This is a genomic window from Lactobacillus sp. (genome assembly GCF_014803895.1).
This window is the reverse complement of the sequence record NZ_JAAVAU010000022.1, coordinates 24,114-44,923: the sequence shown is the minus strand read 5'-3', so window position 1 is coordinate 44,923 and position 20,810 is coordinate 24,114. Positions and strand designations below refer to the sequence as shown.

The 20,810-nt window shown below is 34.9% G+C and carries 10 protein-coding genes and 1 pseudogene; 1 reads left to right on the top strand and 10 read right to left on the bottom strand.

What is annotated here, in order from left to right:
- The 9 genes from HDR40_RS06835 to HDR40_RS06795 all read right to left on the bottom strand — a co-directional run.
- The coding region (locus tag HDR40_RS06835; RefSeq protein WP_290627738.1) for a YSIRK-type signal peptide-containing protein at positions 1-5,714 on the bottom strand (5,714 nt) is incomplete at its 3' end.
- Positions 5,715-6,397: 683 nt separating this feature from the next.
- The gene (thrS, locus tag HDR40_RS06830; RefSeq protein ID WP_290625203.1) at positions 6,398-8,329 is read right to left on the bottom strand and encodes a threonine--tRNA ligase; all 1,932 of its coding nucleotides are present in this window, start codon (positions 8,327-8,329) and stop codon (positions 6,398-6,400) included.
- A 285-nt stretch (positions 8,330-8,614) separates the two neighbouring features.
- Entirely contained in the window at positions 8,615-9,517 is a 903-nt protein-coding gene (gene dnaI, locus HDR40_RS06825) for a primosomal protein DnaI (RefSeq protein WP_290625205.1), read from the bottom strand.
- A gap of 12 nt (positions 9,518-9,529) precedes the next feature.
- Positions 9,530-10,912 (bottom strand): DnaD domain protein, encoded by a 1,383-nt coding sequence (locus HDR40_RS06820; protein WP_290625207.1) that lies wholly within the window; start codon positions 10,910-10,912, stop codon positions 9,530-9,532.
- Between the two features lie 4 nt (positions 10,913-10,916).
- A complete protein-coding gene (gene nrdR / locus HDR40_RS06815; RefSeq protein ID WP_290625209.1) occupies positions 10,917-11,384 on the bottom strand; it encodes a transcriptional regulator NrdR in 468 nt (155 codons plus the stop codon).
- A gap of 5 nt (positions 11,385-11,389) precedes the next feature.
- The gene (coaE, locus tag HDR40_RS06810) at positions 11,390-11,986 is read right to left on the bottom strand and encodes a dephospho-CoA kinase (protein WP_290625211.1); all 597 of its coding nucleotides are present in this window, start codon (positions 11,984-11,986) and stop codon (positions 11,390-11,392) included.
- Positions 11,983-12,813 (bottom strand): DNA-formamidopyrimidine glycosylase, encoded by an 831-nt coding sequence (mutM, locus tag HDR40_RS06805; RefSeq protein ID WP_290625213.1) that lies wholly within the window; start codon positions 12,811-12,813, stop codon positions 11,983-11,985. The genes coaE and mutM overlap by 4 nt, the downstream gene beginning before the upstream one ends.
- 16 nt (positions 12,814-12,829) lie before the next feature.
- Positions 12,830-15,496 carry a DNA polymerase I gene (gene polA / locus HDR40_RS06800; protein ID WP_290625215.1) on the bottom strand — a complete coding sequence of 889 codons (2,667 nt, stop codon included), beginning with the start codon at positions 15,494-15,496 and terminating at the stop codon, positions 12,830-12,832.
- A 99-nt stretch (positions 15,497-15,595) separates the two neighbouring features.
- A complete protein-coding gene (locus HDR40_RS06795) occupies positions 15,596-17,050 on the bottom strand; it encodes an amino acid permease (protein WP_290625217.1) in 1,455 nt (484 codons plus the stop codon).
- 195 nt (positions 17,051-17,245) lie between these two features.
- Between HDR40_RS06795 and HDR40_RS09930 the strand changes: the two are divergent.
- Positions 17,246-17,508: pseudogene (locus HDR40_RS09930) on the top strand (pyridoxamine 5'-phosphate oxidase family protein).
- 62 nt (positions 17,509-17,570) lie between these two features.
- Here the strand turns inward: HDR40_RS09930 and HDR40_RS06785 are convergent.
- Positions 17,571-20,564, bottom strand: coding sequence for an HsdR family type I site-specific deoxyribonuclease (locus tag HDR40_RS06785; RefSeq protein ID WP_290627736.1), 2,994 nt, complete (start codon positions 20,562-20,564; stop codon positions 17,571-17,573).
- Between the last annotated feature and the right edge of the window lie 246 nt (positions 20,565-20,810).

The following is a 20,810-nucleotide window of genomic DNA, read 5'->3' as shown; positions in this document are numbered from 1 at the left end:
TTGTCACCTGCTCCAACGTAATGGATAGTTTGCTTACCTGTCTTAGTTAAGCTATCTGCATCAGTACCATCTGGGTACTTAGGACCATCTGGATCGTTAGGGTTGATTGGTTCACCTGGTTTGCCTGGATTTTCTGGTGTTACAGGTTGAGTACCATGATTGAAAGTTACATAGAAAGTTTGATTAGTTGAGCTATCGTTATCGTATGCAGTTCCTTCTGGGAAACCATCGTTAACGAGAACATAACCTTGATCTTCTAAAGCCTTGATTTGATCAGCTGTACTGTAGTTGATCTTGTCACCTGGTTTACCAGTTAAGTTACCAGAAGTTGCTAATTGAATTGGGTTTGCTGGGTCATTTACATCTTGGTAAATAACTTGTGCAGTTTGATCTTGAGCTTCTGGAGTTGAGTCCTTAACATAAGGAACTTCTGTATCCTTAGTTGGGTCTTCAGGAGTAATTGGTGTTGGATCAACTGGTCTATAGTCTGGTACATTTGGTACTGGCTCATTTGGCACAACCTTAGTTGGATCTTCTGGATCATTAGAATAACTTGGGGTTGGGGAATTTGGAATAGGTTTATCTGTATCTTTATCAACTGGTACAATCTTACCGATCTTACTATAAACAATAGTAATTTCTTTGTTTGGATCGTCAGGAGTAGCAGTTTGACCAGTAACAGTCTTTTCTTTAGTTACGTAACCAGTAATTACTGGTGCAGTTGCATCGTTGTACTTGTGACTAGTTTCATTCCATTGTTTAGTATCAGCGTCTTGAGTAAATACAAAACTATCATTTACTTCATCTGGACGTAAAACATTACCTTGGTCATCAACATAATGAACAGTTTGTGTACCTGTTACTTTAGTGTCATCAGCCTTAGTATAAGTTACTGGTGTATCCTTAGTTGGATCATCTGGAGTAACACTTGGAGTATTTGGTGTGTATCCTGGAATTTCAGGCACTGGTTCATTTGGTGTTACCTTAGTTGGATCATCTGGATCATTAGTATAAGGCTTATCTGGTACATCCTTTGATGGATCACTTGGATCTGGAACTGGATTACCACTTGGATCTTGTGGAACAATATTTCCGATCTTGTCATAAATTACAGTATCTTCAAGATTTTCTTGAACAGCCTTGTCACCAGCAACAATTGAAGAAACAGCTTTGCCGTTCTTAGTTTGTTTTCTAGCAACATAACCATTAATTACTGGAACTTGTGCATCTTTATAGGTATCAATATCTGATGTCCAAGCTTCATCAGGGTTTTGTACTTCACCAGTTACCTTATCAATAGTTAAAGTACGAGTCCAAGTTGAAGTTTGTGTATTATCAGGAGCAGCAGTTGTACCGTCTGCATATTGATAATGAAGAGTTGAAGTGTATTGTTCAGTATATGTATCTTTAGAAGGCCACTTAGGTTGATCATCTGGATCACGTGGATCATCAGGGTTAACTGGAGTATCAGGATCATGTGGATCATTTGGTCCAACTGGAGCAGTACCATGCTTCAAGTGAACTTCAAAGTTATTACCATTTTCTTGGAAAGTTTCATTTCCATCATTGAAGTCATTTGAAACTAATACATAACCTTCATTTTCATAATTTTGAATCTTATCTTGAGTAGTGTAATCAATCTTATCACCAACATTACCATTCAAATCATCAGCTTTAAGGGTCTTGTTAGTTGTATCATCAATATAAGTTACTTTACCCGTAGCTGGTGTTTTATCAGGAGTTGTTGGTGCATCAGGTTCATAAGTTACAGTAACTGTGTAATCATTTGCATCATGGCTAACAGTTGCTGCATCAACGTTTACATTATCAGTAGTATCCTTGTCAACACTCACTACATGGTAGCCATCTACCTTAGGTGAAGTTTGAGCAGTAAAGGTTTGGTCTTCGGACCAAGTAAGTGGAGTAGTCCATTCACCGGTTACCTTATCTAACACACCACTTTGAGTAAACTTAACAGTTTGATCAACTGAAGCTGGAGTCTTATCGCCTGCACCCTTGTAAACAATGGTACGAGTTACATCTTTAGTTAAACTCTTATCATCAGTACCATCTGGGTACTTAGGACCATCTGGATCATTAGGATTAATTGGATCACCTGGTTTACCTGGATTTTCTGGAGTTACAGGTTGAGTACCATGTTTAACATTGATAACAATGTTTTGATCGCCCTTTTCAATGGTTGTTGGGATAGTTGGTACACTTGAATCTGCTAATACATAGCCTTCATCTTCAAGCTTAGTTAAATCTGTTTGTGGATCATAACTAACAGGAGTATCAACATCTTGTTCACCTGAAGTGTATCCTGCTTCATCTTGTGGAATATCTTTGTTATCAGTTACATCATGGAAAGTAACAGTTACGCTACCTTTATCCTTGACAGGTTCTCCTAACACAACTGTAAATGTAGGACCAGTAGTAGGTAAAGTAGCAGTGCCGTTAGCGATAGTTTCCTTAGTAAAGTTATCACCTACATCAAACTTATCTGTACCGTTGTTAACTGCTTCTTGCCATCCATCAGAAATTACTACTGGGTATGACTTTTGTGCATTAGCCAAATCAGTTGCATAATTTGTGTAATCAATGGTATTAGCTGTTACATTACCATCTGAATCAAAAATAACGTTATTATCTGCATCAACTGCTACAGGTGAATCAGTCACAGTACCTACAATAGCATTGCCGTCTGAATCCTTAACTGCTTCATAAGTTGGATTACCTTGAGCATCTGTACCAGTTTGGTGAACGTAATTAATAGTTGCAGTTTGTGGACCTACTTCGATGATTTCATCTTGCTTTTCGTTAAGAACAGTAGTAGTAGTTTCTACACCATTATCACCTTTAGTAGTATCAAGAGTCTTATTACCACTTGAAGGATCAACATTGTAGTAAGTAGTAGTGGTGGTACGCTTTAAACCATCAACACCCTTTTGAACAACTCGAACTTCACCTGGTTTAAGTTCATCATTTTCTTTGACAATTACTTGGTATGGATCCTTAACTTGTTCAGTTTGATCTTCTTGAGTAGGAATAATAGTTGCAACTAAAACTAAACGTTGTGAACTTTCAGGATCGAATCCATCATCTCCACCTTTAAAGTTATTAAGTGCAGTACCATTCTTCATACCAGCAGTGGCATCACCATTCATAGAAACACTATCAACATAGTGACCTGGGAATTCTGAAGAATTACCGTTCTTACTGTAAGAAGTTGCCAAGTGAGTAACATTTTGCCAATATTCACTTGAACTATTAATAAAGTTTTGTAATGATTGCTTAGTTGAATCTACAGTTGAATCATCAAAAGTATCTGTTTTACCGTTAAAGTCTTTATTGTTCCACTTGAAGACGTAGTATGATTGACCATCTTGAGAAGTAGCATCAATCAAACTCTTACCCATTGAGTAGTACAAGTTACCATGGTTAGAGTGAGCATATACAGTAGCAGTCTTTTGCCAGTTAACATATTTTGCACCATCAATTTGGAATACACCATTAGTACTACCACCTAGTGGGAAGGCAAAAATTTCACCATAGTAGTCTGTGTAGTCACTTTGACCATCAAAGACTGCGTTATTACCAACATAAACTAAAGGCTTAGATTTACTGTTGGTTGAGATAATATTCATGTTATCGTCATATGCGTTTGGATCTGGAGTACCTTTACGGTTAACTAAGGTATATTTAAATGTAGCATCGTGTTCTACACGGAATTGACCATTTTCACCAAGTCCAATAAAGTTACCACCACTCCATTGACCTGATCTATCTTTACCGTCAGAAGTTAAAATAAGTTCTGATTGAGGTGATACTTCAACAACACTGAATGCATCACCTAAAAGTCCAGCACCATTACCCTTAGAGTCAATGTGAACTTTACTGTGATCACCAGTTTGGAAAAGACTTCTATTACCAATTAAAATACCATCACGACCAGTAATATTAACTACGTTTGAATCACCAAATACTACTGAGTTATTAGTGTCTTGAGCGTAAGATTTATCACGTGTAGTACTTCTATTTCTGTACCAGCCAGTTTCCAAATTACTACTTTGTTGTACTGAAGTTGTACCACCAAATGGTTCATTAAATACAATAGCACGTCCATGTCCTGCATTAATTGTAATTTGAGCACTATCACCAGTAGTTACGTGACCATTATTAACTGCACGAATACCAGCAGAAGCGTTATCTAAACTAGACTTACTTTCATTTGAACGACTAGCTGTTGTAGCATCCTTTAAGTTAATAGTTAAAGTACTGTTAATACCAACAGTTAAAGTACCCTTATCATTAGATGGAGTAGTTTTACCAAAAGTTGAACCATCATCTGTAAATGTTGCAGCACCACCAGTTAAAGCAATACCGTCACCAGTGATGTCACGATTAATATTTAAAGTTGCTCCTTGTTCAACATCAACTTTAGAAGCAGAAATGTTAGCTGCTTTCCAGTTGCTACTCTTTACACCATCACCTGAGTGTTGACCAATTTGGGTATCCATCTCATCATTTGATAGAGTATCAGCACTAGCATCAGTAACATTAGAATTTACAGTTCCTTCAACGGTAACAGTACCAGTACCTTTAATGGAACCATTAATAGTAAGATTATTTAAAGTTAAATTACCATTGTTGTTAATAGCAGATGAATTAGTAAAAGTTAATGATGCATTATCTGTACCATTGATAGTAAAATCGCTATTAATATTTAAGTCAGTAACTGCAGTAATGTTACCAGAAATAGTAACACTCTTTTCACCACTACTTGCAGCAGACTGTAACTCAGCAAAACTAGTAATAGGCTTTACAGTATCACTGGACTTAGTTTGACTATCAGTAGTTACATCATTTGCATTAGCTGCTAATTGAACTAAAGAAGTTCTTAATAATGAAGCAGTCTTTAAAGCTTGTGCATCTTTAGAAGTATTAGTATCTAATTGAGCTGCATCAGTTGAAAGAGTATCAGTATTTAAATCAAGAGTATTAGTAGTTGCTGTTGAAGCGGAGGCAGCACTACTATCTGCTGAATTAAAAGAACTAGTAGCTGCAGCTGATTGAGTTGTTTCAGTAGCTACTGAATTTTTAACTGTAGCTGTATCTAAGTTAGCTGTAGCAGAACTACTCTTAGCGGCATTATTTTCACTAGTTGCAGTACTATTTTCACTAGTTTGAGCGGATTGTGATTGAGCCTTATTTTGAGCAGAACTTGCAGCTTCCTTGGTAGAAGCTACATCAGAAGCGCTACTTTTAGTTGTAGTTGCTTGTGCACTACCAACAGTAGTAAAGCTCTTAGAATTATCAACTGCACTAAATTCTTTTGCGGAAGAATTTTCACTATTAGCAGATGTAGCAGCAAAACTTGAAGTATTAGTGCTGTCTGATTCAACTGCGCTAGATGAAGCTACACTAGATTCTGCTTCGCTAGATGAAGCTGCACTAGTTTGGTCAGCAGCAGAACTTGCTTCAGTAATATTAATTGTCTTAGTATCTTGGATAGCATCAGTTGCATCAGATTTTTCACTGTCATTATTACCTTCAACAGTATCTGCGTGAACAACATGAGCACTAGTTACACCCATAATGAATGAACCGATTAATACTGAAGCAGTACCTACAGTAAATTTACGAATAGAGAACCGATCTTGCTTAGGTTCCATCTTCTTAATTTTTTCTTGATAATTATTCTTTGATAACATAATAATAATTCTCCTCAAACTCATAAGTGGTTAAACCACTTTTAGCATCAACGGTTACCCTAACTTCATCATTTGCTCCTTCAACAATTGATAAAGTTATGGCTTAGTCTCTGTAAATTAATGAGTAATTAAGTAGCTCTTTAAAGCTATTTCATTATTTCACATCAACTAAAATATTTTATTTATGCTCCATTTGCGGAAGCGGTATTGAATATTAATTTTAGATAACACGTTTTTGTTTTATAACCCTTTCAACTAAAACGTGCTTCATCCGTTACAACCATCTTTTACCACAAACAAATCGGGGGGGTCAAGCCCTCTTCAAAATTTATTTTAGCTTTTATTAAATAACACCAAAAAAAGTGGGAAATTAGTCTTTTTTGGGTGTTCGTTGTTATCTAATCACATTAGTATTAATCCAGTAATTATAAGGTTTAACCGAGTTATAATATTAACTTTTTGATTTATAATTTGAGAATTATTTATTATTTTAATTTTTTAGTTATTTAATATAAAATTTTTCCAATTTTTGTAAATGTATCCGTTTACATAAAATAACTAGTAAAGAAAAAATTCACACTTTCTTCACAAAAACTTCCAAAAAAAGATACACTATCTTTACAAAAATATAAAAAAATCATGCTCTGAAAAAATCAGAACATGATTTATTTTTTTATAAATTATTAATTTTCACGTGAGTATGACTTAACATCTTCATCAATCATCTTGAGGAATTCGTCTAAACTCATTGTATTTTGTTCTTCAGTACCATAAGGACGAACATTTACGTTACCCGCGTTCATTTCTTCATCCCCTAAAACTAAAGTATAAGGTAACTTTTGGGTTTGAGATTCACGGATCTTGTAACCTAATTTTTCATTACGAGTATCTACTTCTGCTCTAAATCCACGCTTAGTAAGTTCTTCTTCTACCTTCTTAGCATAGTCGTTATGAGCATCAAGGTTAACAGGAATAATTCTTGCTTGAACTGGGGCAAGCCAAGTTGGGAATGCACCCTTGTAAATTTCAATAAGGTAAGCAATGAATCTTTCCATCGTACCAACAATACCACGGTGAATCATAACTGGACGGTGTTCTTCACCATCTTTACCTACGTAAGTTAAGCCAAATCTTTCTGGAAGCATGAAGTCTAATTGGATAGTTGACATAGTTTCATCATTACCCAAAGCAGTCTTAGTTTGAATATCAAGCTTAGGACCGTAGAATGCGGCTTCACCTTCTGCTTCAACATAGTCAAGGCCAAGGTCATCCATAGCTGCCTTAAGCATAGTTTGACTTCTTTCCCACATTTCATCATTTGCGTAGTACTTATCAGTATTCTTAGGATCACGGTAAGAAAGTCTGAAGTAGTAATCAGTGATATCAAAGTCCTTGTAAACATCCATAATTAACTTCAAAACTTTAGCAAATTCTTCTTGAACTTGATCTAATTCAACAAAAGTATGACCATCATTTAAAGTCATTTCACGTACACGTTGAAGACCTGATAAAGCACCAGACTTTTCATATCTATGCATCATACCTAATTCCGCAATACGAAGTGGTAAATCACGGTATGAACGAATGTGGTGCTTGTAGATTTGAATGTGACTTGGGCAGTTCATTGGACGTAATTCAAGCATTTCGCCATCACCCATATCCATTGGTGGGAACATATCTTCACGATAGTGTGCCCAGTGACCAGATGTCTTATAAGCATCCAAATTCATCAAAACTGGTGTATAAACGTGTTTATAGCCATCTCCAACTTCTTTATCGATGATATAACGTTCAATTACACGACGAATAGTTGCACCATTTGGCATCCAGTAAGGAAGACCTGCACCAACCTTAGGATCAACAAAGAATAAGTCTAAGTCTCTACCAATAGTTCTGTGGTCTCTTTCTTTAATCTCTTCACGGCGTTTGATATCAGCATCCAAATCGGCCTTCTTAAAGAATGCAGTACCAAAGATTCTTTGAAGCATTGGATTAGAAGACTTACCCATCCAATAAGCACCGGCAACTGACAATAACTTAAATTGCTTAATTTTTCCAGTGTTTGGTAATAATGCTTCAAAACCAAAGTCTACAAAGTCACCTAACTTGTAAACTGCAACTTCGTCAGCTTCTTTTTTGAGTAAGTCTAGCTTGAATGGATCATCTTTAAAGATTTCTTCAAGTTCACTCTTCTTCATAGTAGTGTATTCAATCTTTTCACCATTCTTGATAGCTTTTTGCATTGCCTTTTCAAGCTTTGGTAATTCAGTAACCTTGATTTGGTTTTCTTTATCAGTATCAACAAAGAAACCACCTTCATCAGCAACATGTTCACCTAAACGAACATCGCCGTATTCACGCTTGACAACCGCTTCAAATAAGAATGCAGTAGTAGCACGTAAAATATCTAAGCCTTCTTCGTCTTTATCAGTAATAATTGCAGCTTCTACGTCACCATCAACTACGTATTCTAATGGCTTCATTACACCATTAATTTTGGCACCAACAGCTGCTTTTCCAAGAGAAGTTGCAATTGATGAAGCTAAATCCTTAACTGATACTGGTTTGTCAAATTCTTTCTTTGAGCCATCTGGCAAAGTTACAGCAAAACTCATATATATTTACCTCCAAATAAAAAATCCCAGCACTAATAAAAAGTGCTGGGACGTTAATTACGTGGTTCCACCCAAAATTCGAACTAGTAATCCTACTAGTTCCTCTAAGGTCGTTAATGGTACCTAACCAAAATATAATAAAATTGGGCTGAAGAAAGTTGGGGCTGCCTTCTATCAAGAGCTTCCAGAACTCGGCTCTTGTCTCTGTGGTGAAAACAGTCATGTCTCTCATCTTTTCTCATTATACTAGCTACGCAATTAGATGCAAGGGAAAAAATCAATTTTTTAACGATAACGTCGATTTTTACCAAGAACACGAACTTCTTTACTTACAAAATTAATTCTTTCCATTAAACGCTCAGCCTTTAAACTATTATTACTATTTTTTACTTGAGCAAAATGCTCATTTAGCATAGTTAAATTTAAATTAGAGCTGAAAAATGTAGGTAATTCATTATCCATCCGTTTTTGCAAAATTACACCTAATACATCATCACGAGACCACTCACTAAGTGTTTCTGCTCCAATATCATCAAAAATTACAACAGGTGCATTAGCAATCCGCTCTATTTCATCATTTAGGCTATTATCGCCAAAATGACTACTTAAACTGGCAATAAAAGATGGTACATGTAAAAAGATTACCTTGACACCTTTTCTCGCCACTGAATTAGCTAAAGCAGCCAATAAGTAGGTCTTTCCTACTCCAAAATCTCCTTCTAAATAAAGGCCACGTGCATGCTTATTATTATCAAATTCTATTAAGAACCTAGCTATTTCAGAAATAGCCTTCATCCTATCAGGATTTTGGTCTACTTCTTCTAATTCTACATGACGCAACTTTTCGGGTAAATCAATTAATTCTATTCTTTTTGCTGCCGCAGAATTTTCATCCTCTTTTTGCTTTTGCTCAGTAGGTGCATAAGTTATATCAATCACATTACCATTTAAAAACAATTTTGGACGATAACCCGCCATAACCCGTTGATTACTTGCAGAATTTAATTGCTGAACGTAAAAAACTAGATTATCCATCGAACGTTCAAGAGTTGCTTGGTCTATTTTATTTTCTGAAAGAAATTTTTGAACATCTTGATTTTGTAAAGCAGTTTCCCTAATTTGTGTTTGATCTTGATTCAAATGTTTTCCATCAATGATATTTTTTAATATGTCTCCAATTGATTCCATTACTTCACCACCTTATTCACTATCTTTCCCATATTTACGAAAGATTTTATTAATTTCATCTTGTGATAAATCCGGGGTATCATCTTCAGATTCAGGATGATAATTATTCCAATCGATTCGTTGGGTAGATTTTGAAGCCTTAGAATAATAACGCTTGGAATTATTAGTAGTCTGAGTCTGTTTACGCTCTTGTTTTGCTTGTGCACGTTCTTTCATATAAACAATTGCTTCGGCAGCCGTCGTTATTTCATGAGCTGTCCAATCATTGATGATGGTTTCTGCACTTCGAAGATATAAAGAAAAGTTCGACTGTAGGCATCCATAAATCACCGCATTAGCTAATTCTCTACTAATCCCGTAATTATTTTCCACTTTAAAAGCAACTACTCGTTCAGAAGAAGTAGCAATTTGCCTCTTAGCTGACTTCAAATCCTGCAAAAAGTCTACCGGTTTAATAGTTTTCATATCTCTTTCAAGGGCTTTTTCTTCTTCAGATAAAACAGGTGCTTCGATATTATTTTTTATTTTCTCTTCGTTAGCCTTTTTAATTTGTTCGCTAATAATCTTACTATTCGTTCGACTACCAAACTTATCATTAGCTGAGAGTTGGATTGCCCGCATATCAAGCTTATTATCAGCGGCAGATAATGTAGGCAAAGTTACATTAATAAAATCCATTTCCGTTAATTTATAAAAATTAATGATTTGACTAATCTCACTTTTATGGAGATTAATTTCGTTCCTATCAATATGATAAGTTTCAAAACTATCAATCAAAAATTGCCAATCAACCTTGATTAAATTATTTCCTACCTTGAGCAGACGCTTGGGTTTATCACCAACTTTTTGGGCAGCTACTTTTACTTCTTGCTCAGGGTCGATTGCCTTTTCTTTATTTAAATGAAACACATCAAAAAAGCTACTCGTCACTTCTTGAGCATTCTCTAAACCTTTAAAAGAACGGGGAGTAAAATCATTAACTAATCGTTGATAGGCTGTAGAACCTACTTTTTCTAATAGAAGACTTGAAAGTAAAAATGTTCTAAAAAATTCTTGAGCTGTTGGAATAGACTGGAGCTTAAAAATAATTACTTCTCCTAAAATAGGATTTTCACCAATAAAAGTCTTTACTAAGCCAGTTGCTTCTAAGCGATGAAGACTATTAAAGAGGTCTTTTAAACTACTGTTAGTCTGATCTTGTAATTGATAGAGAGTTTTATAATCACCTGCAATAGGAACACTATCAAATTCACTGATTAACGTTATATACAGACCGACACCTAATATTCCAACTAAAGGCTGATAAAGACGGGTCAAAACTCTTTCTTTTTCATTATCAATTTCTACTTTATTTGCAACATAAAAAGGCTCCTTGGGGTCTGTACTTGCAAACATTTAGCTACTTCTCCTTATCATGTTTGGCCATCATATCTTCCATGGCCTCCATAAATCCAGAAACATCCTTAAATTGACGATAGATACTTGCAAAACGGATATAAGCTACATCGTCAATATCTGCTAGTTCCTTCATTACATATTCACCAATATCCTTAGATGAAATTTCACTAACGCCCTGTTTTCGAATAGCATTATCAACATGATCAACTAGCGTATTTAATTGTTCACTAGAGACCGGACGTTTTTGAGCAGACATTACCACTCCATGTAAAATTTTTTCTCGGTTAAAGGGTTCACGAGTCCCATCATTTTTAACTACTAATAAGGGTGCTTTTTCCACTCTTTCAAAGGTAGTAAAACGAAAACCACAATTTTCACATTCTCTTCTTCTTCTAATCGCACGATTTTCATCACTAGGACGAGAATCAATTACACGTGAAGAATTTTGATGACAATTTGGACATTCCATATCTCTTACCTGCCTATTTCTTCTAATAAACTAGATAATTTATTTTCTAAATCATTAATTGTTCCACTATTCTCAATCACATAATCAGCTAGCTTTTCTTTTTTAGCAAGTGGCATCTGACTGGCAATACGTTTTCTAGCATCAACTTCGTTTAGATTATTTCTTGCCATTAAGCGGCTCAATTCTAGCTGAAAGGGCGCAGTAATCAATAAAGTGGCAGTACAGTAACTAGTTAAATTTCCTTCAAAAAGCAAGGGAATATCTAAAATTACAAAGGGTATATCCTGAGCTTGATATTGGATCATTTTTTCTTTCATATTATTTAAAATAAGTGGATGCGTCAATTCATTTAAGCGATTTAATTGATTTTTATCGTTAAAAACAATTGCACTAAGCTTCTTACGATCAATTTCACCATCTTCAGCTAAAATACCCTTACCAAAATGCCTAATAATGGCTTGATAACTTGCCTGATTCTTGGCCATCAGGGCATGAGCAATCTGATCAGTGTCAATGATAGGAATATTTTTTTTAAGAAAAAAATGATCTGCAGTACTTTTACCGGTTGCAATTCCCCCGGTTAATCCTAAAAAATATGTCATTTATATAGCACCTGACAATGAGGACAAAATGTTGTCCCTCTTCCACTAACTTTGATTTTTTCTAAAATTGTCCCACAACGCTCACATTTTTCACCTACATGACCATAAACTTTTAATTTATTTTGATAACCACCAGTTTCGCCGGCTGCATTTAAAAAACTATGAACCGTAGTTCCCTTTTCTGCAGTTGCTTCAGCAATCGTAGTATTGATATTATCATGTAATTTTCCCACAACTTCAGTAGGAATTTTTTGGGCGCTACTTAAGGGATGAATCTTACTTTGCCACAATACCTCGTCAACATAGATATTTCCTAAACCACATACAATCGTTTGATCCAGCAAAGTATTTTTGATATTTTTCTTCTTTTTAGAAAGTTTTTTAGAGAAGTACTCAATATTAAATTCATCTGTATTCGGCTCAGGACCTAATTTGCTAATCCCTGTTGTTTGTCTTTCAGTTCCAGTCTCCACTAAGTGCATCCGTCCGAATTTTCTTACATCATCATAACGAATTGCACTACCATCAGTAAAAATAAACTGAATGTGTTCATGTTTTTCCTTGGGAGCATCAGGACTAGTAATTCTATACTTACCTTCCATCCTTAAGTGGGAGACCAAAGTTAAATTATCACTCAAGCGAATTAATAAGTACTTCCCATAACGATCAACACCAAGGACTTTTTTACCCACTAATTTTTGAGCAACAGACTCACTATTACCAACAATAATTTTAGGATACCAGACCGTCATCTCTTGAATTGTTTTTCCCTTCATTAAGGGATCTAAAGTTCTTCTAACCGTCTCAACTTCTGGCATTTCCGGCATAAGAAATCACCTTCTTTTATTTAGCATCATACCAATTATGACCCCAATTAGAGTCAGCAATCAAAGGCACATCAAGTTGAACCGCTGATTGCATTACTTGTGGAACGATTTCTTTAATAGTCTCTAATTCATCTTTTGGTACATCAAATATTAATTCATCATGTACCTGTAAGACCATCTTAGTCTTTAAGTGTAATTCATCAAGTTTATTTTGCATGTTAATCATAGCGATTTTGATAATATCGGCAGCTGATCCTTGAATCGGTGAATTAATAGCTGTTCTTTCCGCAAAACTTCGTACATTAAAGTTCTTGGCATGAATATCAGGTAAGTATCTGCGACGATGCATAATTGTTTCAGCATAACCTTTTTCTCGCGCAACTTGAACCGCCTTATCCATGTATTCATGAACTTGAGGATACTGTTCAAAATAATTATCAATGAATTGCTTAGCCTGTTTTCTTGAAATACCAATATTTTTGGACAAGCCATAATCAGAAATACCATAGACAATTCCGAAGTTAACTGCCTTAGCATGTCGCCGCATTAATGGTGTTACTTCATCTGTAGAAGTCAGGCCAAAGATTTTCATAGCTGTATGAGCATGGATATCATAACCAGACTTAAAGGCTTCCTGCATTGCTGCATCCCCCGAAACATGGGCTAACACACGTAATTCCACCTGCGAATAGTCACAAGAAAAAATATATCCATCTTTAGTGCTTGGTACAAACGCCCTTCTAATTTGTTTACCTTCATCTGTCCGAGTAGGAATATTTTGTAAATTAGGATCTACTGAAGAAAGACGTCCAGTTGCAGTTAAGGTCTGTAAGTAACGGGTATGAATCCTACTATCAGGCTGAATGCAGTCTAGTAGCCCCTTAATATAGGTCGATTGTAATTTACTCAATTGGCGGTAATCTAAGATTGCCGAAACAATTGGACTCTTTTGTTTTAATTGCTCTAAAACTTCAACAGAAGTTGAATAACCTGTTTTTGTCTTTTTAATTGGTGGTAAGTTAAGTTTTTCAAAAAGAATATGACCGAGTTGCTTAGGCGAATTTAAATTAAACTCTTCACCAGCTTGGGCATAAATTTTCTTTTCTAATTCAGCAATCTTAATAGCTAATTCATTTCCCATTTGAACTAAAACAGAGGCTTCCACCTTGATACCAACGATTTCCATTTTAGCTAAGACAAAAGCAACGGGAATTTCGATAGTCTCGTATAAATCATCTTGCTCATGTTCTTTTAGCTTGTCTAAGAGTGGTTGCTTTAATTTATCAATAATAGAGACTTTTGCAGCTAAGTGTTTGAAAAATACCTCATCTTCTGGAATAGCTGCTTTTTTACCTTTGCCGTAAACTTCTAAGTCAGTCTTCACACTATATTCATCATAAAGGTGAGCTATTTCACCTAAGTCATTAGAATTATTTTCATTATTGACCAAATATGAGGCCAACAACATATCATAATCTAAACCTTCTGCTTTAATTCCCAAGCGATGTAAGCCAACATAAGTCCTTTTGATATCAAAAACATTCTTCTTTATATTTTTATTTTCTAAAATATCTTTTAGAATATCTTCTTCAAGTAAACTAGTATCTTTAGAAACATAGTTTTTATCGCCAACTTTTAAAGCAAAGCCATTAAAGGGAGCCAAGTGATAATTTTCACCCAACATTGCTAAATAAAAGCTTACAGATTGATCTTTCAGATTAGCTATTTTGCCTAAATTACTTTGAGTCAATACTTCGTATTCATAACTTTCTGCGGGACTAGAAGATTCACCGCTACCTGCTTCGCTTTGATCAAGTTGGGCTAAAAACTTTCTAAAATTCAAACGTTCATAAAGTTGACGTAATTTTTCATAATTAACAGGCTGGCGACTAGTATCTTCTAAATTTAGGTCAACTGGAGAATCACAATTAATGGTAGCTAACTTCTTACCTAAGAGTGCCTTATCCTTATCCTTAATTAAATTCTCCTTCATTTTAGACTTTTTCATTTCATCAATATGGTCATATAAGTTTTCTACACTACCATATTTTTGAATAAGCTTAGCAGCAGTTTTGGGACCAATCTTCTCTACTCCAGGGTAGTTATCTGAACTGTCCCCCATCAGAGCTTTCATATCAATGAATTCAGTTGGTGTAACCCCATTAACTTCCTTCATATGCTCCGGGGTAAAAGCTTCCAGTTCACCCACACCCTTCTTGGTTACCATAACTGTAGTATGATCAGAAGCAAGTTGTGTTAAGTCACGATCTCCTGTCACAACCGTAACTTTGAAGTCCTTTTCTGCACCCATTTTAGCCATAGTACCAATAATATCATCAGCTTCATAATTAGCTAATTCATAACTTTTGATACCCATATCCTCTAACAATTCCTTAATAACTGGTAATTGTTCAGAAAGTTCACTCGGAGTCTTTGCCCGACCGCCCTTATATTCGTCATACATTTTATTTCTAAAAGTGACTTTTCCTGCATCAAAAGCTACTAAGACATTAGATGGATCAGTATCACGCAAAACTACATCCAACATATTTTTAAATGCATAAATAGCATTTGTATGTAAACCATCGGGACTGGTAAAGTTATCGAGCTGGCGATATAAAGCATAAAAAGCACGGAAAGCTACAGAATTTCCGTCGATTAAAAGTAATTTTTTATCAGCCATAAATCCTCCCTAAATAAAAAAACTGTCAAAATTAATACGGTTTTCTCTCGTATTATATTTTAACAGTTTTTTGTTAATAACGTTTATTAGAACAACATCTTATATTTGATCTTCGATATTCTCACTTACTTCATCAGGTTTATCCTGGTGGACATGCCGGTAACCGTAAATAAAGTAAACAATTATTCCTAAAATCAACCAACCTACCATTAATAATTTAGCATCAACACTTAATTGCCAAAAAATAATCGCAGAAACAATGGCAGATAATGCTGGTAAGACAGGATAAAGTGGCATTTTAAAAGTTGGTTGAGGTAAATCTACACCTTCACGTTTTCTTAAACGATAGATACCAAGCGATACCATGATAAAGGCAATTAAAGTTCCAGCTGAAACTAGATTAGATAAGAAAGTAAATGGTAATACACCACCTACAATCGCAGCCGTAAAGGTGACAATCCAAAGTGATCTTTGTGGTGTTTTATTTTTATCCAGATGACCTAATGACTTAGGTAAAAAGCCATCCCGACCAAAAGCATAGATTAAACGTGACGAAGCCATCTGCATCCCAATCATACCAGTTAACATCCCAAAAATTGCCACAATTGAAAGTAAGTTAGCTGTAAAAGCATGCCCAGCTTTTCTTAAAGCAAAAGCTGCAGGTTCAGCATTTCCAGCATAAATTTTGTAATTAAACATCCCTACTAATACTAAGGAAACAGTCACAAACAAAGCAGTTCCAATTACTAGAGTACCAATAATTCCACGTGGCATTGTCTTTTCAGGATTCTTAGCTTCAGCAGTATTGGCTGCAATGGCATCAAATCCAATATAGACCAAGAAAAGCTGTGAAGTACCGGCTAAAATACCTTGCCAGCCACCAAAATTAGTTCCTGATTTATGGGGTGGAATAAATGGGGCATAGTTATTAGGATGAATTGCGGTTAAACCTACTGCAATAAATAAAATAATTACAATAACCTTCAAAATAACTAAAGCGTTCTCTACTCGGCTAACTTTTTTTAGACCACGAGAAAGCAAAAAACCGGTAAGCATAATGATAAAGACAGTTAAAATGTCAACACCACCATGTCCTTGAAAATCAGTTCCTTTAGCTAAAAATTCTGGGAGAACAATATTGAATTGTTTTAAAAATCCTTGCATATAAGCTGACCAACCAGAAGCCACAAAAGAAACAGCAATAAAGTACTCTGCTAATAAGGCCCAACCACAGACCCAACCTAAAAATTCTCCAAATAAGACATTAATCCACGAGAAGGCTGACCCTGCAAATGGTAAAACAGACGAAGTCTCGGCATATGCCAAAGCTGCCATTCCTGCCCCAATCGCACCTAAAATAAATGAAATCGTTACTGCAGGACCGGCATGATTAGCTGCTACAATTCCTGGCAAGGTAAAAATACCAGTTCCAACAACGATACCAATTCCTAAGGCTAATAAGTCAATCGTTGTCAATGAAGGAACCAATTTTTTATCCTTATCTGCATATACTTTTGGATCCTGTTTATGAGTTAATCTTTGCCAAAAACTCATCTAATCCCTCCAATACTTATTTTTGCAAGAAAATTGCTTAAAAACTACATACACACATATTACACGAGTTATCATAAAAATAAAATGAAAAAAAGTAAAAATATCAGATTTTTTTACTTTTTTTATAATAATTAAAATACTACTAATTTGCGTGATAATTTTTCTTGAAAAACAAATCAAAGTAGATAAGAAAGCATGAAACAATTGGATTCAAACAAATTAACAAAGGACCAACAATAATTCTTCAACAGGCACTTACAATATCTTTTACAACAACTTAAAGAACGGCTCTAAGGCTACAATCGTGGTTGCTGACGTGCCAACTCATAAGGCAATGAAGATTATTGCTACTCCACATATTCACGAAAATGACGACTATGCTAAGAGCGTTGTTGAAGGTACTGATACTCCAAATGCTTATGTAGTTTGTACTTGATATTGATAAGATTTTTGAATAAGTTTTTAATCTTAAGCAAAATAAAATCTCGATTCCATTTAGGCGTCGAGATTTTTTGTTTTTTTAAGATAAATGAATCAACGGACTGATTTGTTTTCGATAAAGTTCTCTTACAGCTTCTCGAACCATCTTTTTCCACTTTAGAGGAATAATAGCATGTTCTTTTTTATACTCTAAGAAACTTTCCTTTGCTAACAAATCCCGCATCCCTAACTGATCGAATTCATTTTTCTCCAAATTATAATGTCTCATCACATATTTAAGAGCATCAAGCTGAACTTTATATTCTTCAGCAAATTTCTTTAAAAAATTATTCTTTGCGTCATCAATCATACTTTGCAAGATTTCATTTACTTGCTTGTTTCTAAACTTCTTAGGATCAGCTTTAATCTTATTCCATAATTCCATCATAATATGAGCTACGGTTGGATTAGTGATAGCCAGATTCTTGATATATTCGTCAATTTCTTTAACTTCAGCCTCAGTCTTATGACTATCTTCTTCATCATCACTCGGAATATAAGATTGAATAAGTTTTACGATGTAACTGTAATCAACTGTCTGCTTATCAACTACTTCTAATTCATAATCAAAATCGATATCCGACACATCTTCTCCGTCATCACCAGATTTGAACTTTTCACGAATAATTTCATATTTTCCACGTAAGTCTTCTAAGAAATTATCATCTAAGCCATAATCTTTACTTGGATCAATCTGATCGAACTCACTATAAGTTTGAAGTGCCCCATAGGCCTTGTCAAAATGTTGATATTCTTTTAAGAATTGCTTTTGATCTTCATCAGATGCATCAAGAATTGAGATTCCAGAATTATTCTTATATTTAATAATCTGGTGTTCTGCTTTTTCAAATTTATTCTTAGAAACTTTCCACTCAGGTCTTACAATTTCATTGTTTCCGCCTTCTGAGTATAGAGTCAGAGCATTATTAATATCTTCCTTGTACTTCTTAGGATATTGGAAAGTAATAATCTGGCCATATTTTTTATCTTTATCAAAAATACGATTCGTTCTCGAAAATGCTTGAATCAAATCTTTATAAGGCATTGGGCGACGATCAATATAAAGCGTTGACAAGCTTGGTGAGTCAAATCCTGTAAGCAATCTATCTACAACAATAACGAAGTCCAATTGTTGATCACGAGCTTGATACTGTTTCTTTTTACGAGCCAATCTTTCAGTTACGTTAGTGTTATAAGCTTTAAGCAAATCCATACTATAATGAGTGCCAAATAAGTGATTGTAATCTTCAAGTGACTGCTTCATCTCATTTTGATTAGCCTCATCTTCATCACCATTTTCGCCTACTGAATATGTAATTGCCATCCTAGGAAAATCTGGCAAAAACTTCTTAATTCTTTCAGGAATCTTAAGTTCTTCATCTTCACCATTAATTACTTTTCTAAATAATTTATAGTATCTTTGTGCTTGCTTAATTGAACTAGTAGTAAACAAGGCAGAATAAGTATAGCCACGATTTTGTTTATTATAAATCCCAAGCTTTCTGTATGCTGTCTTAAAGAAATTTTTTACAACTTGACGCATATGACTTTCTGATAAATAGATTTGATTTAATTTTTTTGTATCATCTTCATCATCAGTTTCATTATCATCACTACCACGTTCTTCTACTTGAAAACCTAAGACAGAATTATCTCTAATTGCATCTTTAATAGTGTAACGATGCAAGCAATGACCATACTGTTGCTCGGTGGTTCTAGCGTTAGAGCCTTTCTCTTGTCGAGCATTCTCTTCAAAAATTGGCGTACCTGTAAATCCATACCATAATGGTTTTTTAGCAAAAAATGCATCAATTTCGTTCTTTTGATCAGGACTCACGGCACGGTGACACTCATCAACAATGAAAGTCATCCGCATGTTTCTAATTTTTTGATAGATTTTCTTTTCTTTTTCGTCTTTCTTAATATGCTTAAAAAGAGCCTGCATTTTCTGACGTGTAGCAACAATCACCTGCTTGTTAGGACTAGCCAACTTTCTAGCTAGATCAAAACTATTGTCAGTATCGCTTACTTCAATCGTGTCCGTTTGAGCATAAGTCTTAAACGCAGAACTTGTCTGAGTGTCTAAATCATTACGGTCAATTAAGAAAATCGTCTTTTGAACCGATGGAATAGATAACAAATTATGAGCAACTTTGTAAGAAGTCAAAGTCTTTCCAGAACCAGTTGTATGCCAAATAAAACCAGATTGGGGATTATCGCCTATTGAAGCTTGTTCAATGGCTTGAATGGCATGAATTTGGTAAGGACGAAGCAAAATAATATTCTTTTGGTCATTATCTAAAACAACATAGTCTGCAATCATATGGTGGGCTGCTGGAATAGATAATACATCCTTAGCAAAAGCCAAATAATCATGAACTGGCTTATTATTCTTATCGACCCAATTAGTCATAAACTTCTTACGTAATTGCTGACCAGCGGCAATATATTTGGACTCAGTGCCATTGGTTACAACGAACATTTGAATAGTTGAGAAAATCCCATTAAATATTTGTTCATCGATATATTTTTGAATTTGGTTGAAGGCATCATTAATACCATGATTACGATTCTTCAATTCAATATGAATCATTGGCAAACCATTGATTAAAAGAGTTACATCTGTGCGACGATTACGGTCAATATCCTCTCTTCTTTTGAACTGAATTTGGTGAACTACTTCATAGACAGAACTACCACCAGTAATATTGGTATTATCTAAAATTGTTAAGTCAGCAATTCCTAATTCACTCTTATCTCTTGGAATTGGTAATTTTACCATCCTATTGGCACCTGCTAGCCATTCAACACTACGGTAGAATGTGGGATGCACGACTTTCGACTTAATCATTGCCTTTTCATTTTCAGTCAACGGCACATCTTTTAGAACATTTTTATTATTTTGAGACAAAATTTTGAAGAAATTATCCCATAGATCATCTTCATTTTTTAAATCTTCTCGCAGCGTCCATTGAGATTCTCCATGAATTAATTGCTGAATAAGATTGTCTTCTAATACTTTTTCTTCTTCCATAGCTTACTCCTTACTTGCACAAAACATCTTACTTTTAAATTATCACTTTTTGAATTTTTCTGCTGATTTTCTTTTGGGAGCAACGAACTTTCTTACAGCTTATTAGAAGAGTAACTAAACAGGTCCAAGATAATAATTTACTAAATGTAACTTTTGATGATATTAAAGCTGGTGAAGGTAAATTATTAACTCCTTTCAAAAAACTTTCATCAGGAAAGCAAGGTACTCATTTTTATCCTACAAACA